Here is a 13,506-nt window from a genome sequence, read left to right on the forward strand (position 1 = left end):
GTCAATCGAGTTCGGTCGCCACGTCGGACAGCTGCCGGGTCGCCCGCTCCAGGAGCCGAAAGGCCTGATTGCGTTCCGTGGTGAGCGCTGCGAGCAGCAGCCCGGTCAACGCCGCCGAGCCGTTGAACGCCTGCAAAGTGATCATTTTGACGAGCAGGTCCTGACCGGCGAACGGTCCCGCCCCGACCGCCGCCGCGTGAATCGCCAGCCCCGTCACGCCCAGCACGCACCACGCGGCCCCGCCCAGCTGGAAGCGCACCGCGGCCCAGATCACGAACGGGAACACCAGGAACAGCAGGTTGATCGGAATGCGGGTGACCGTCACCGTCACGGCCAGCGCGCTGATCAGCAGCGCTCCGGCCTCGACGTGGCGCCGCACCGGGACGGCGCGTGGCCGCCGAGCCGTACGCAGGACGAGCAGCAGCGGCGCGATGACGAGCACGCCCATCGCGTCCCCGGTCCACCACACCGACCACACCGTCCAGAAGCCGCCCGGCTCGATCGCGCCGGCCGCCCACAGCGCGGCACTGCCGACGGTCGCGCTGACCAGCATCCCCGCCAGGGCGCCGAGCAGCACCAGCGCCAGCCCGTCGCGCAGCCGGTCCAGCTCGACCCGGAAACCCACGCGGCGCAGCATCCAGTAAGCGCAGAGCGGGGCCAGCGTGTTGCCCGTCGCGATCGCGACGATGGCGACCGCCGACGGGCCGATCGGCGCGTTGACGAGGAACGCCCCCAGCGCGATGCCCGGCCACACCCGGCCGCCCCACAGGAGCAGGCAGACCAGTGCGACGCCGGTCGGCGGCCACAGCGGCGTGACCTGTCCGCGGACCAGTTCCTGCAGCAGGCCGATCCGGGCGGCGACGTAGTAGGCGGCCGCGACGCCCAGGATCTGCAGACCCGCCGCCACGCTCCGCGGCAGACCTCGGCGTCTGCCCTGGTCACGTGCCATCGCCGTCATCGGATCCCCATGGCTGATTGTAAGCGCGCGGAAAGTCTCCACGGCCCGGGTGACCGGCTAATGAGGCGATGTCAGCAGCCGGTAGCCCACGTCGGCCGTGCCGCCCGCGCCCGGCCGGCCGTGGCGCGCCTGCCAGCCGCCGCCGGCCAGGTCGGCCCGCAGCCGCTGGACCGCCTGCTCGACCCGGGCCGGGTCGAGCCTGGCCAGCGAGGAGACCGAGGCCCGCACCGCCGGGTCGAGGTAGGCGTGGGGCCTGTCCCAGTACGCGGCCAGGAAACCGTCGCTGCAGTCGTGCGGCACCGGCACCTCCATCACCTGCGCCGGGGCCAGGTGCCGTGCGATGACGTCACAGTCGGGCAGCTCCCGCTCCGCCTCGGCGATCTCCGGCAGGTAATCGGCGATCAGCCAGAACCGGGACATCACCGCGTGATCCCAGGTCAGCACCACCTGGCGGCGCGCGACGCGGCGCAGCTCGGCGAGTCCGCGGGCGGGATCGGTCCAGTGGTGCACAGTGAGCACGGCCAGCCCGACGTCGAAGCTCTGGTCGGCGAAGGGCAGCCGCTCGGCGACGGCCCGCACCACGGGCGCGCTGCCCGGCGGCCGTTGCGCGATCATCACCGGGGACGGCTCCACGGCCAGCACGCTCCGGTCGGCCGGCTCGTAGGAACCTGCCCCCGCCCCGACGTTGACGACCGTGCGGGCCTCGCCGAGCGCGCCTTCGATGATCGCGGCCAGGCGTGGATCCGGGCGTCGACGCTCGGCGTAGCCGGCGCCCAGCGTCTGGTATGGATCTTTCATGCCTGCCTGTTTACCAGCATCGCCGGGGCTGCCGGAAGTGCCCGGCGCCGATCCACGGCGGTGTTCTGTTCAGCGCGGCGGGTCGGACGGGTTCGCTCACGCGGACCGGCGCGAACAGGGTCTCACTGCGGTAGCGGTGCGCCGGACGCCTCGGCCACCATGTACGCGGCGTACCAGTCGGGCCAGTCGGGGTCGGCCGCACCGATGCGCTTCTCGTGCTCCCCGTGGGCCAGCGAAGCCCGGCGCATCGCGGTCGCCAGGTCGGTCGCTGAGTTGAACGCCGTCGCGCCGGGGTCGACGCGGCCGGGCAGCCGATCGGTGATCTCCTGCAGCACCCAGGTGTTGCCGTCGGGGTCGGCGAATTCGGCCCGCGACCGGTACGTGCCCCGGTCGGGGTCCGGGCCCTTGACCGGGCCGTCCGGGCCGAGGTGGAAGACGTCGCTGACCTGGACACCGGCGGCGACCAGCGCGTCGTGGACCTGCTCGATGTCGGAGACGATCAGGAACGACCTGGCCGAGCCGGGCGCGGCGGTGGTGAGGTTCGTGCCGAAGTGAACCGAGCATGCCGAGCCGTGCGGCGTCAGCTGGACGACGCCCGAGCCGGGTGGCGTCTGATCCGAGCGCCAGCCCAGCCGGCCGTAGAACTCCTCGGCCCGGGCGACGTCCGAGACCGGGATCACCACGACTTCGAGCTTCATGTCGATGTCGGCGACACCAGGCGTCGTGCCCATCGCTTCCTCCCAAAACCGGTTCGATTTCTCGTTCTCGACGATACCGATGAATCGCCTTCGCCATTCCTTATAGTGTCAATTCCACCTCAAGGAGGCTGTGCCATGACCACCTACAAGGTCGGATACTTCATCGGGAGCTTGTCGTCGACGTCGGTCAACCGGGAACTGTCCCGGGTGCTGATCCGGCTCGCGCCCGAGGAGCTGGAGTTCACCGAGATCCCGATCGGCAACCTGCCGCTGTACAGTCCGGACCACGACGCGAACTACCCGCCCGAGGCGGTCGCGCTCAAGGACGCCATCCATCGCTCACAGGCGATCCTGTTCGTCACGCCCGAGTACAACCGGTCGATCCCGGGCGCGCTGAAGAACGCCATCGACTGGGCGTCGCGGCCGTGGGGCAAGAACGCCTTCGACCACATCCCCGCGGCGGTCATCGGGGCTTCCGTCGGCCAGATCGGCACCGCGCTGGCCCAGCAGGCGCTGCGGGGCGTGCTCAGCTTCTGCAACGCCCGGCAGATGACCGCGCCCGAGGCGTACATCCAGTTCAACAAGACGCTCTTCCCGGGCGACGGCGAGGTCGTCGACGACGCCGTGCGGACGTTCCTGGCGGACTTCATGGACGAGTTCCGCGACCACATCGTGCGCGTCCTGTCGGTCCTGCCCCGCCAGGGCCACGGCGCGCAGTGACGTGCCTCAGAGCCAGTCGTTGCGTTTGAACACGGTGTAAAGCAGGACGGACAGCACCGCGATGAGGCCTGTCGACACGAACATGCCCGAGGTGCTGCCGTATCCGGGATACGGCAGGTTCTGCCCGTAGAAGCCGGTGATCGCCGTCGGCACCGCGATGATGGCCGCCCAGCTGGTCACCTTCTTCATGATCGTGTTAAGGCGGTTCGCCTGGGTGATCAGATTGGTCTGCACGGTCGTGGCAGCGAGGTCGTGCAGGGCGTCGGTCCAGTCGGCCGCTCGCATCGCATGGTCGTAGAGCTTCTGGTAGTACGGCGCCATGGCACCGCCCACGGCAAGCACGTCCTGGCTCAGCAGTGACTCCACGACCTCCTCCATCGGCTTCACCACCCGCCGCAACGCGATCAGGTCGCGGCGCAGCTGGAACAGCCGCTGCTGCACGGGCTGGGCGTTGGACCTGCGGGCGTCGAACAGCTGCTCCTCCAGGTCGTCGACGGCCTCGTCGAGCTGCCGGACCGCCTGGAACTGGCCGTTGACGATGTGGTCGAGCAGCCCGTAGAGCAGGAAGGCGACGCCGTTGCGGGTCTGCTCGGGTGAGGCGTCCCAACCGGCGACGACCGGCTCCAGATCGAGGCCGCAGTCCTTGCGGACCGTGATCAGCACCCGGTCGTTGCAGAAGACGGCGATCTCGAACAGCATCAGCGCCGAGGTCTCCGGGTCGAGGGCGGCCCCGTACGCATCGAGGGACAGGTGCTCGGGGTAGCGGTTGAGGCTCGGGCGCTGCCCCTTGTCCAGGCACTCCCCGATCGCCAGCTCGTGCAGGCCGACATCGGTGGCGAGCATGCCCATGTCCCCGGCGCTCGGCCGGTACAGGTCCAGCCAGATCACCGTCGCCGGGTCGGCCAGATGCCCGGCGACGTCGTCGACCGGGAAGTCTTCGAGCTCGCACACGCCGTCGCGGTACAGCCGGGTCCTGGCCCGCCGGAGCGACTCCGGTGGATCACGATCGCCGTCGCGGCCCTCGACGACCCCGCCGTCCCCGCCCACGCTTCCAGCGTAGGCGGGCGCGGGCCGTCAGATGACGGCCAGGGCGATGATGAGCCCGGCGAGGGCGAGCAGGAAGAGCTGGACGATCAGCGTCACGCGGGTGTCGACCGGGTCGGCGGGTCGGGGGTCGGCGTCCATCGCCCGGCTGAACACGTAGGAGTCGGAGTAGCGGGTGCTCATGCCGACCACGCTGCTACGTGCGCGGGCGCACCGCAACGATCTTGATGCGTTCGCTACGGCCCCGGCCGTGATCCTGACGCCGAACCGACGCCCGCGGCCGGCCTCACTTCTGGTAGCCGAGGTTGTCGCAGGTCCGGCGCTGCTGGACGCAGTTCTTGGTGCGCTTGTTCATGGCGTCGACGTCCCACATCACGAACGCGTCGCCGTGCATCGACGAGGCGCTCTTGCCGTCCTTGTCGGAGGCGAGGTAGAAACCCGCCGCGCTGCCCTGGGATCCGTACGCGATGTCGAAGGTGATCGCCGGGATCTTCACGGGATGGGTGCGCGGGCAGGCGTTGCCGCGGCCGAACGAGACGTGCGCCTTGTGGTCGGGGCTGTCCAGGTTCTTGCCGTCCCAGCAGTCCGGGAACTGCATGATGTAGTGCAGCGTCGCCTTGCCGTCGCAGATCGGCCAGTTGCCGTTGCCGCTGCGGGCCACGCCGTCGACGTCGCCGGGGCCGTAGTAGGCGCAGAAGAACTGGCCGCCCGCACCGCGCGGGGTCGGTTTGCTCTTCTTGGCGTCGCCGACGATCATGCGCAGGCCGTTGGGCATCGGCAGCTGGTTCGCCGAGGTGCTCATCAGCGAGCGGTAGTAGACCCGGAAGCCCGTGGTCTCGACCGGCTTGCCGGTCGCGTTGTCGTAGAGCGTCGGCACCCAGTACGACGAGTGGTCCTCGACCGGCTTGCAGGTGGTGGCCGTGAACTTCATCAGGTCCGCGGCCTTGGTCTGCGCGTCTACGGCCTTGTTGCCGACGAACGAGTGCATGTGCGAGGCGCCCGGCAGTCCCGGGGCGACGATCGGGTCGTCGGGCAGCGAGTGGCTGTACTGGCAGTCGGCGCGGAACTCCGGCAGGTTGCCCACTCCGGCCGGGACCGGATCGATCTTCCTGGCCTGGTACGCGTCGACCTGCGCCCGCCATGCGGCCTGGTCGACGGGCACCCAGCCGGGCTTCGGCGCCTTCGCCGCCACAGCACTCGATGACGGCGACGCCGCCGCCGATGCCGATGCTGCCGGCGCGACCGCCGGCGCGGTGCGTTCGGGGCCGCCCGCGGCGTTCGACGGTTCCGGTGCGCCGGCCGCGAACACCGCTCCTGCCGCCACCGCCGTCACGACGGCCAGGCCCAGCCCGATGACGAGCACGTTGCGCCGGTTGCGGGCCAGCCGGCCCGCCGACCCGGGACGCGGCTGCGGGTCCGTGCCGGACCCGTCGATCATCTGGTACGACACGGCTGACTCCCGGAAGATGCGGCGACACGGCCGGACTCGCACGGCCGCCAGCATGTTATCCGCTCGCGCTGCGGTGCTTGCACCGCGCAGCACAAAGGACGGTCGGCCAGGGTGTTCTCGGCAGACCCTTCCCCGCCCTTCCCGGCCGCGCGGCGGCAGTGCAAGATGACCTCCGTGAACGCCCTGACGCCCAGCCACCCGGCGACCGGCGAGCAGCCGGCGGTCCGCGGCCGCCACCGGCCCGGCCTGCGAGCCAGGCTGACCGGCTCGGCCGCGCCGTCGCCGGGCCTGGTCGCCGTCGTGATCATCGTGACGTGGCTGGCGGTGCTCGCGGAGTCGACCCTCGTGCCGGCGAACCCGGCGCTGCACCGGGTGGCGCTGTTCGTGCACCTGGCGTGCCTGGTCGTCGGCTTCGGCGCGGTGGTCGCCGTCGACTGGTTCGCCCTGAAGTGGCTGCTGCGGCGCTGCCAGCTGCGGCAGGTCCTGGCTGTCGCCGACCAGGTGCACCTGCTGATCTGGCTGGGCCTGGCCGGCATGGCGGCCAGCGGCGGCCTGCTGCGGCCCGACCTGGGCGCCACACTCACCCAGATCAAACTGCTGCTGGTGCTGCTCGTGGCGCTCAACGGAGTTCAGGCCACCGCACTGCACCGCAGGATCGCCGCGTTCACCGGGCCCGTTCCCCGGTTGCTGCTGCTGCGCTCGGTGCTGGCGGCCCTGGTGTCCCAGGGCGGCTGGTGGGGCGCGATGACGATCGGATTCCTCAGCAGCCATCCGGCATGAGCCCGGTGGCCCACACGACGCGGGAGAAGCCTTGCGCACCGAACACTCGGCACTGACCCCCCGTGACCGCGGCTGGGCGGCCCGGCTCGGCCGCCTCGGCCCGGTCCTGATCGCGGCACCGGTCGTGCTGGCGATCGCGGTGGTCTCGTTCATCGTCACCGACGCCGGTGAGGCGTCCACACCCGAAGCGGCGGCCACCGGGTCGGCCGCGGCGGCGACACCCTCCGCGCCGCCGCCCGCGGCCTCCCCCGCGGCGAAACCGTCACCGGTCCCGGCCAAGCCGGGCTGGGTCGCCGTCGACCCCGGCGAGCAGCAGGCCCGTGCCGCGGCGTTCTTCGCCCGCACGCCGCGCAAGGTGACCGGCAAGCCGGTGCAGGTCCCCGAGTTCCACGCGACCTGCACCGTCAGCCACCACGGCGACGACGACCCGATCGTGTTCCCCGGCCTGCCCGGCGCGTCGCACAACCACACCTTCTGGGGCAACAAGAGCACCGACAGCCGCACCACCGCCGTTTCGCTGCGCGCCGGCGCGACCAGCTGCAACCCGCAGCAGGACAGGTCCGGGTACTGGATCCCGACGCTGTACCAGAACGGCCGCGTGATCGACCCCGACGAGATCACCGTCTACTACGGTTCGCGGCTCAAGGACCCTGCCAAGACCCAGCCGTTCCCGTACGGGCTGCGCATGATCGAAGGCGACGCGAAGAAGAAGTCGGACCCGAACGGCAACCGGTTCTGGTGCGCCGGGATCGGCGGCGAGGTGGGGCGGTCCGCCGACGGCGTCTTCCCCGTCTGCGCGTCCACCGCGCACATCGTCCGGCAGATCACGTTCCCGGACTGCTGGGACGGCAAGCACCTGGACAGCCCTGACCACAAGGCGCACATGTCCGGCGCGCTGCACACGGGGGTCTGCCCGCGCAGCCACCCGATCCCGATCCCGTCGGTGTCGTTCGTCATCTCGTACCAGGACCTCAGCGCGAAGACCGACGGCATCACGCTGTCGTCGGGCAACTCGTTCTCCATGCACGCCGACTTCTTCAACGGCTGGGACGAGGAGGCACTCGCCGCCCGGGTCCGCAACTGCCTCAACCAGGGCGTCAAGTGCAACGCCGCCGGCGGTTTCTGATCCGCCTCGCGAAATCGCGTGCCCGGCCGCCCTCGCCGGCGGCCGGGCACGAAACGTCCGGCTACACGGGCGCCTTGTCGGGCTGGGCACCGGTGACCTCGGCGGCCGGCTTGCCGGTGAGGCGGTAGAACTGGCGGTCGTCGTTCTGCCGGACGATCACGCCGAGCTTGGCCAGGTCGGCGCGCAGCTCGGCCGCGTCCTCGGCGGCGTTGTCCGCCAGCGCCTTCTGGCGCGCCTTGAGCAGGGCGTTGGCCGTGGCGGACAGTTCGGGCAGGTCCTCGACCCAGCGCAGGTACTGCTCCAGGTGCGGATCGGCGTCGAAGAACGGGTAGCCGTGGCGCAGGAACGCCTCCTTGACCGCGTCCTCGTTCAGGTTGTTGTTCGCCCTGGCCAGCTCCCCGGTGTCGATGCCGAGGAACACCAGGTCGTCGAAGCCGTCGAGGTAGACGGCCGAGATCTCGGCACGGGCGATCCGCCGGGTCTTCCGGCCGGCCCGCCAGATCACCCGGTCCTGCTGCACGGACACCGCGACCGAGTCCTTCAGCGTGCGCCGGGCCACCTCCGCGCCGAAGCCCACGCCGAGCAGCAGGCAGAGCACTGTCCCGTACGGGTCGGGCACCTTGGCGAGCACCGAGATCCAGTCACGCAGCGGCATGCCGTCGACGGACGCCGCCCATTCCGACACGGCGCGCAGCGCCCAGCCGAGCCCGGCTCCGATGACGACACACATGGCCCACATGGCCGCGACTCTCCTGGTCGACACCCTGAGCCGTGACGGCTTACCCGCTTCGGTCTTGTTCGGACCCATACGCCAACTCCCTGAAGGTCATCAAAGCCAGCATTGTCGCGGACCCGTCTGCCACCTCCGCGCCGGGGCCCCGGTCGGCACCGCAGTTAATGCGAATGGCTTTCAGATCTGTCGGACAAGGCGCTTGCCAATGCGACGCACGTCACCCGATCATGATGCATTGATATTCGCCCGCCGGCGCCGATCAGGCTATTCATGAAGCTCGTTGTAGCAGGTAGCAACCATGCGGAAACCATTTACCCGCCGTTAATCCGCGCACCGGACAGCCCCTATAGGGACAGCGGACGCATTTCTCACCGCGTGTATCCTTCCGCAGTGCACGACTCATCCAAGAAGTTACTGGCCTATCGATATCAGCTTCTCGACGTCATCGGCCAGGGCGGGCAGGGCCGCGTCTGGCGGGCCCGGGACGAGTACCTCCAGCGGTTCGTGGCGATCAAGGAACTGCTCGCGCCGGCCCACCTGACCGAGGAGGAGCGCAAGGCCACCCGCGATCGCAGCCTGCGCGAAGCCCGGGCCGTGGCGCAACTGAGCCACCCCAACGTGATCCAGGTGTACGACGTGATCCCGCACCAGGGCGAGCCGTGGATCGTGATGGAACTGGTCCGCGCGAGATCACTGCACCAGGTGCTCGCGGCCGACGGGCCGATCTCCGTCCAGCGGGCCGCCGACATCGGACTCGCCCTGCTCGGCGCGCTCAGCGCGGCACACCGGGCGGGCATCCTGCACCGCGACGTCAAGCCCGCCAACGTGCTGCTGGCCGACGACGGACGGGTGCTGCTGACCGACTTCGGCCTGGCCACGCACCAGTCGGCGGACTCCAGCGTGACCCGCACCGGCATGGTCGTGGGATCGCCCGCCTATCTCGCCCCCGAGCGCGTCGGCGGCGACCGCGGCGGACCCGCCGCCGACCTGTGGGCGTTGGGCGCGACCCTGTTCACCGCCGTCGAAGGAAGGCTGGTCTTCGACCGGCCGTCGCCCGCGGCGACGATCGCCGCACTGGTGACCGAACAACCGCCGCGCCCCGCGCGAGCCGGAGCCCTGGCACCAGTGCTGGAAGGCCTGCTGCAGAAGGATCCCGACCGGCGCATCGACGCCGAGCAGGCCGAGGCGCTGCTGCGCACCGCGCTCGACGAGATCCGCCACGACTCCCCACCTGCCGCACAGCCCCGCAGCGGTGAAACGACCGACGCGAACCCGGCGCCCCCGCCCACACCGCCGGACTCCCGCACGCCCGACCGCGTCAACTCCGAAGCCGCCGTGCCCGACGTGCCGTCGTGGGCCGCGCCCACCCCACCACCCGCACCGCGCCCTTCCCTTGCCGGCGAACCGCCCACCGCAGACAGCACCGGCGAGGTCACGCCGATGCCGGCCGGCAACGGCACCGGGCCCGCCCGTCGCCGTCTGCCGCGAGTGGCACTGCCTGCGGCCGCCGCGCTGATCCTGCTGCTCGGCGTGGGCGTCGGCGCGATGACCTGGCGCAGCCCCGACCGGCCGGACACCCGGTTCGCCGACGCCACCGGCTTCTCACCGGCCGCCGCCCCGCCGGCCGGTTCCCAGCAGTCCTCGCCGAAGGCCCGCCCGGCCCCGTCCACGTCCCCGTCACCAGCCGCGACCACGACACCCGGCACGTCGGGGCAGCCCTCGGGCGCGCCCTCGCGCTCGCCGCTACCGAGCCCTTCGCCCACCACGAACACCAGCCCGCCGGCCCCACCTCCAGTGGTGAGCCACGTCGGTGAGATCACCGGCATCGGCGGCAAGTGCGTCGACGTCTCCGGTGCGCGCCGCGCCGACGGCACGCCGATCGTGATCTTCACCTGCAACGGCTCCGCCGCCCAGACCTGGACGATGAAGGCCGACGGCACCGTGCGGGCGCTCGGGAAGTGCCTCGACGTGCAGGACGACGGCGACTACGACGGCGCGGCGGTGCAACTCTGGACCTGCGGCTCCGGCCAGGCGAACCAGCGCTGGGTGTACGACAGCGCGACCCGCCACCTGGTCAATCCTGGCTCCGGCACGTGCCTGGACGCCAGGGACCAGTCCAGCGCCGACGGCACCCCGCTGCAGATCTGGACCTGCAACCCGAACTACCAGGCGAACCAGCGCTGGAGCCCGCCCTGAGCCGCGGACTCCCGCCGGCTCGCTCCGGCGAACCGGCTGCCACGGACGCCTCGGTCTGCCGGCTTCGTCCCCGGTAGCGGGCCACCACCGTGAGCAGGCCGTACGCGAGGAGGCCGCCCAGCAGCAGCGGACCGAGCACGGAGAGTCCCCCGTCGCGGTGGTCTCCGGACGGGGTCGGGCCGACGACGGCAGCCGCCAGGATCGCCGCCGCGACCGTGCTCACCGTCAGCAGTCCCGCGACGACCAGCGTCGCTGTCGGCTCCCGGCGGACGAACAGGCAGACCAGCGCCGCGCCCGCGACGGCACCCGATGCCGGCACCCGGGCAGCTGCGGCGAGCCTGCTGACGACAAGGCTGCCGACCACGCCGATCGCCACACCCACGACCGCCGCCGCGGCGATCGAAGCCGACGCGGAGTCGACCAGGTAGAGGTGCTGTGCCCGGCCGGCCTGTGCCATGAGATAGGGCACGGCGGTGCCTACGCCCAGCGCCGCCGCCACGACGGCCGCCGACACCGGGCTGTCGAGCAACGCCCGCGTCAGCAGCACGGCGACGACGACCGCGGTAGCGCAGAACCACACCGTGCCGCGATAGTTCAGCAGCCAGTCGTTGTCGCTGCCCGCGTCGAACCGGCGGTCGAAGTTCAGCGCCCCGACGGCGATGGAGGAGACTCCCCTGGCCCTCGCCGCGGTGCTCGAGAAGTTCCTCAGGTCGTGACCGCCTCACCCGGTGAACATGTCGCCGACGCCGTAGTTGTCCCACCACGACGCCCGGTGCCGGACGAGCGTGCCGCCAGCGCGGTGCAGTAGCAGCCAGTCGCCGTTCACGACCAGCGTCGCGTCCTCGGGGCCGGTGTGCAGCACCCGGTGCACGATCGTGAGCATCCCGCCGACCGCCCAGACCGGGTCGGCCTGCTTGTCCATATGGAAGGCCAGCGAGACGTACTGCTTCGGCTTCCACAGCCACTCACCGTGGTCGGCCGTGACCTCGACGTAGCCGTCGCGGCCGGCGCGGACGCTCACCGCGAACCCGCGTCCGGCATCCAGGTCGACGCCGAGCAGCGGCGGCGTGCCGGCCGGGCGTTCGGCCGGGTCCGGCAGCGCCCGCTGCGCGACCTGCTCGACGGGCAGGTCACCCGCGAGCGTCAGCCTGTAGTCGATACCCATGGCGAACCTCCCGGAGTCGTCACGTGCAGAGTCTGTCCCACCGCGGTTCGGCCGGCTGTCCCCGGCACGGGCCGCCTCGCAGATCTCGGCGGTCGAGCTCCGGGTTCGACCTGGAGGGGTCCGCCCGCTGTCCGGTAGGGTCGTCCGCGTGGATCTGGACCGCACCGCCGCCCTGCTCGGGGTGCCCGTCACGGAGGTCGAACGCGTGCACCGGCTCGCCGGCGACCTGCCGTCGGCCCCGCTGCCCGCCAAGACCGATGCGCCCGAGATCCTCGATCGGCTCGCGGTGCGGCCGGACGACGCCGCCGAGATCATGGCGGGCTGGCCCGACCCCGACTCGCCACTGTGGACTCCTGAGCTGCGCTGGCTGCTCGACCGCTCGATCGCCCTGGTCCGCGCCGATCTCGGCGGCCACGACTGGCTGCCGCCCGGTCCGGAGCTGCCGCGCGACCGGGGCCTCGCCTGGCGGCATCTCTATGTGTACGCGTACCTGGCGCTGGTCGACGTCGTCCTGGGCTACCACCGCGACCATGGCATCGCCGAGGCCGTCACGTGGGCGTCTCTCGCGGACCTGGGCCGCAACCTCGCGATCGACCGGCGGATGCACCGTGAGGGCTGGCCGGTCATGCAGAGCTGGCTGTCGCTGCACGCGCGCGGCAGCATCTACGAGCTCGGCCGGCTGCAGTACCACCCTGGCGACACCACCATCGGCCTGCACATCGCCGAGTCGGGGCCACTGACCCCGCAGGCGGTCTCGGCGTCGCTCGACGAGGCCCGCGCGTTCTTCCCGCGTCACTTTCCCGACCAGCACTACACGGCGTTCACCTGCGGCTCGTGGCTGCTCGACCCGCAGTTGCTGGACTACCTGCCCGAGGACTCCAACATCATCCGGTTCCAGCAGAGGTTCGAGCTGGAGCCCTACGAGGAGCCGGAGGGGCTGGACGCCGACGTGGAGGTGCTGCGGTTCGTGTTCCGGTCCCTGACCACGCCGCTCGACCAGCTGCCGCGCGACACCGTGCTCCAGCGCGCGGCCGCCGACCACCTGCGGGCAGGCCGCCACTGGCGCTGGCGCCGCGGCAGCTTCCCGATCTGATCAGGAGGTCGGCATGTCGATGCACGACATCGAGGATCTGGTGTCCGCATCGGTCGTGGTGCTCGACGCCCGGCACGCCGAGCACGACGACCGGCTGCGGGACTGGTTCACCGCGCTGTACGCGTTCCAGGCCGGGTTCGACTGCTCGTACACCCACGGGCGGGTGCTGGAGATCCTGCTGCGCCGACGGCACACCTACCGGTTCCCGCTGCCCGAGCACCCGGACTACGCGCAGCGCCGCGAGTTCTTCGACGGGCTGACCGCGTTCCAGGCGCTGCGCGAGTTCGACGAGGACGCCGACGACTTCGCCGGTTACGACGACTGGCTGCAGGACGGTTACGTCGACCCGCCGTGGCTGTACTGCGAGGCGGGCACGGCCCTGTGGCGCCGGCTGGTCGACGCGGGACGGCTGCACGGCCGGGACGCGGTCGCGCCCGCCCACGTCGCGCTGCTCGACGTCGTCACGGCGGTCGCCGAGGCGGCCGAACAACACGGCGACCCGGGGCTCGTCGCGGCGTGGTACGCCCTCGGCCCCGGACCGCTCGTCGACGGCGCGCTGCTGGATGTCGAGGACCTGCGCGCCGATCCCGGCGTCACCCGGCTGCGGGAGATCGTGCAGCGCTGCGGTGCCGCGTCGGCGGAGCTGCCGGACGGCTACCGCCCCACCGACGAGCAGCTCGACATGCTGGGCGACGAGCGCGAGACCTGGTGGTACGGCATTCTCGCGCAGGCGGGGACGCGCTGA

14 protein-coding genes are annotated in these 13,506 nt (G+C 71.4%); 6 read left to right on the forward strand and 8 right to left on the reverse strand.

Annotated elements, in window-relative coordinates; genetic code table 11:
• Position 1 precedes the first annotated feature (1 nt).
• From HAV39_RS06595 to HAV39_RS06605, 3 genes are all read right to left on the reverse strand, one after another.
• Positions 2 to 949 carry an MASE1 domain-containing protein gene (locus tag HAV39_RS06595; protein WP_191838277.1) on the reverse strand — a complete coding sequence of 316 codons (948 nt, stop codon included), beginning with the start codon at positions 947 to 949 and terminating at the stop codon, positions 2 to 4.
• A 66-nt stretch (positions 950 to 1,015) separates the two neighbouring features.
• Complete coding sequence (locus tag HAV39_RS06600) at positions 1,016 to 1,756, reverse strand: class I SAM-dependent methyltransferase (protein WP_191838278.1); 741 nt, start codon at positions 1,754 to 1,756, stop codon at positions 1,016 to 1,018.
• 122 nt (positions 1,757 to 1,878) lie between these two features.
• Positions 1,879 to 2,487 carry a VOC family protein gene (locus tag HAV39_RS06605; RefSeq protein ID WP_191838279.1) on the reverse strand — a complete coding sequence of 203 codons (609 nt, stop codon included), beginning with the start codon at positions 2,485 to 2,487 and terminating at the stop codon, positions 1,879 to 1,881.
• 102 nt (positions 2,488 to 2,589) lie between these two features.
• Between HAV39_RS06605 and HAV39_RS06610 the strand changes: the two genes are divergently transcribed.
• Positions 2,590 to 3,174 (forward strand): NADPH-dependent FMN reductase, encoded by a 585-nt coding sequence (locus tag HAV39_RS06610; protein WP_191838280.1) that lies wholly within the window; start codon positions 2,590 to 2,592, stop codon positions 3,172 to 3,174.
• Positions 3,175 to 3,180: 6 nt separating this feature from the next.
• Here HAV39_RS06610 and HAV39_RS06615 read toward each other — a convergent pair whose 3' ends face one another.
• The 3 genes from HAV39_RS06615 to HAV39_RS06625 form a co-directional block, all read right to left on the reverse strand.
• Positions 3,181 to 4,221 (reverse strand): magnesium transporter CorA family protein, encoded by a 1,041-nt coding sequence (locus HAV39_RS06615; RefSeq protein WP_203736529.1) that lies wholly within the window; start codon positions 4,219 to 4,221, stop codon positions 3,181 to 3,183.
• Between the two features lie 27 nt (positions 4,222 to 4,248).
• Positions 4,249 to 4,401 (reverse strand): hypothetical protein, encoded by a 153-nt coding sequence (locus tag HAV39_RS06620; protein ID WP_191838281.1) that lies wholly within the window; start codon positions 4,399 to 4,401, stop codon positions 4,249 to 4,251.
• A gap of 103 nt (positions 4,402 to 4,504) precedes the next feature.
• Positions 4,505 to 5,668: a DUF1996 domain-containing protein gene (locus HAV39_RS06625; protein WP_191838282.1), complete on the reverse strand. Its 1,164-nt coding sequence runs from the start codon at positions 5,666 to 5,668 to the stop codon at positions 4,505 to 4,507.
• Between the two features lie 174 nt (positions 5,669 to 5,842).
• On the opposite strand from HAV39_RS06625, the gene HAV39_RS06630 reads away from it, so the two are divergent.
• Positions 5,843 to 6,448 (forward strand): hypothetical protein, encoded by a 606-nt coding sequence (locus HAV39_RS06630; RefSeq protein ID WP_191838283.1) that lies wholly within the window; start codon positions 5,843 to 5,845, stop codon positions 6,446 to 6,448.
• Positions 6,449 to 6,479: 31 nt separating this feature from the next.
• Complete coding sequence (locus HAV39_RS06635) at positions 6,480 to 7,574, forward strand: DUF1996 domain-containing protein (RefSeq protein ID WP_191838284.1); 1,095 nt, start codon at positions 6,480 to 6,482, stop codon at positions 7,572 to 7,574.
• A 61-nt stretch (positions 7,575 to 7,635) separates the two neighbouring features.
• Here the strand turns inward: HAV39_RS06635 and HAV39_RS06640 are convergent, their stop codons facing one another.
• Positions 7,636 to 8,382: a YqeB family protein gene (locus HAV39_RS06640; RefSeq protein WP_191838285.1), complete on the reverse strand. Its 747-nt coding sequence runs from the start codon at positions 8,380 to 8,382 to the stop codon at positions 7,636 to 7,638.
• 315 nt (positions 8,383 to 8,697) lie between these two features.
• On the opposite strand from HAV39_RS06640, the gene HAV39_RS43205 reads away from it, so the two are divergent.
• Positions 8,698 to 10,503 carry a serine/threonine protein kinase gene (locus HAV39_RS43205; RefSeq protein WP_275413956.1) on the forward strand — a complete coding sequence of 602 codons (1,806 nt, stop codon included), beginning with the start codon at positions 8,698 to 8,700 and terminating at the stop codon, positions 10,501 to 10,503.
• 721 nt (positions 10,504 to 11,224) lie between these two features.
• On the opposite strand, the gene HAV39_RS06650 is transcribed toward HAV39_RS43205, so the two are convergent.
• Entirely contained in the window at positions 11,225 to 11,668 is a 444-nt protein-coding gene (locus HAV39_RS06650) for a SitI3 family protein (protein ID WP_191838287.1), read from the reverse strand.
• Between the two features lie 148 nt (positions 11,669 to 11,816).
• On the opposite strand from HAV39_RS06650, the gene HAV39_RS06655 reads away from it, so the two are divergent.
• Both HAV39_RS06655 and HAV39_RS06660 read left to right on the forward strand, forming a co-directional pair.
• Positions 11,817 to 12,761: an acyltransferase domain-containing protein gene (locus tag HAV39_RS06655; protein WP_191838288.1), complete on the forward strand. Its 945-nt coding sequence runs from the start codon at positions 11,817 to 11,819 to the stop codon at positions 12,759 to 12,761.
• 13 nt (positions 12,762 to 12,774) lie between these two features.
• Entirely contained in the window at positions 12,775 to 13,506 is a 732-nt protein-coding gene (locus HAV39_RS06660; protein ID WP_203736531.1) for a hypothetical protein, read from the forward strand.

The sequence above is a fragment of the Catellatospora chokoriensis genome, from assembly GCF_011297315.1.
Lineage (GTDB): Bacteria > Actinomycetota > Actinomycetes > Mycobacteriales > Micromonosporaceae > Catellatospora > Catellatospora citrea.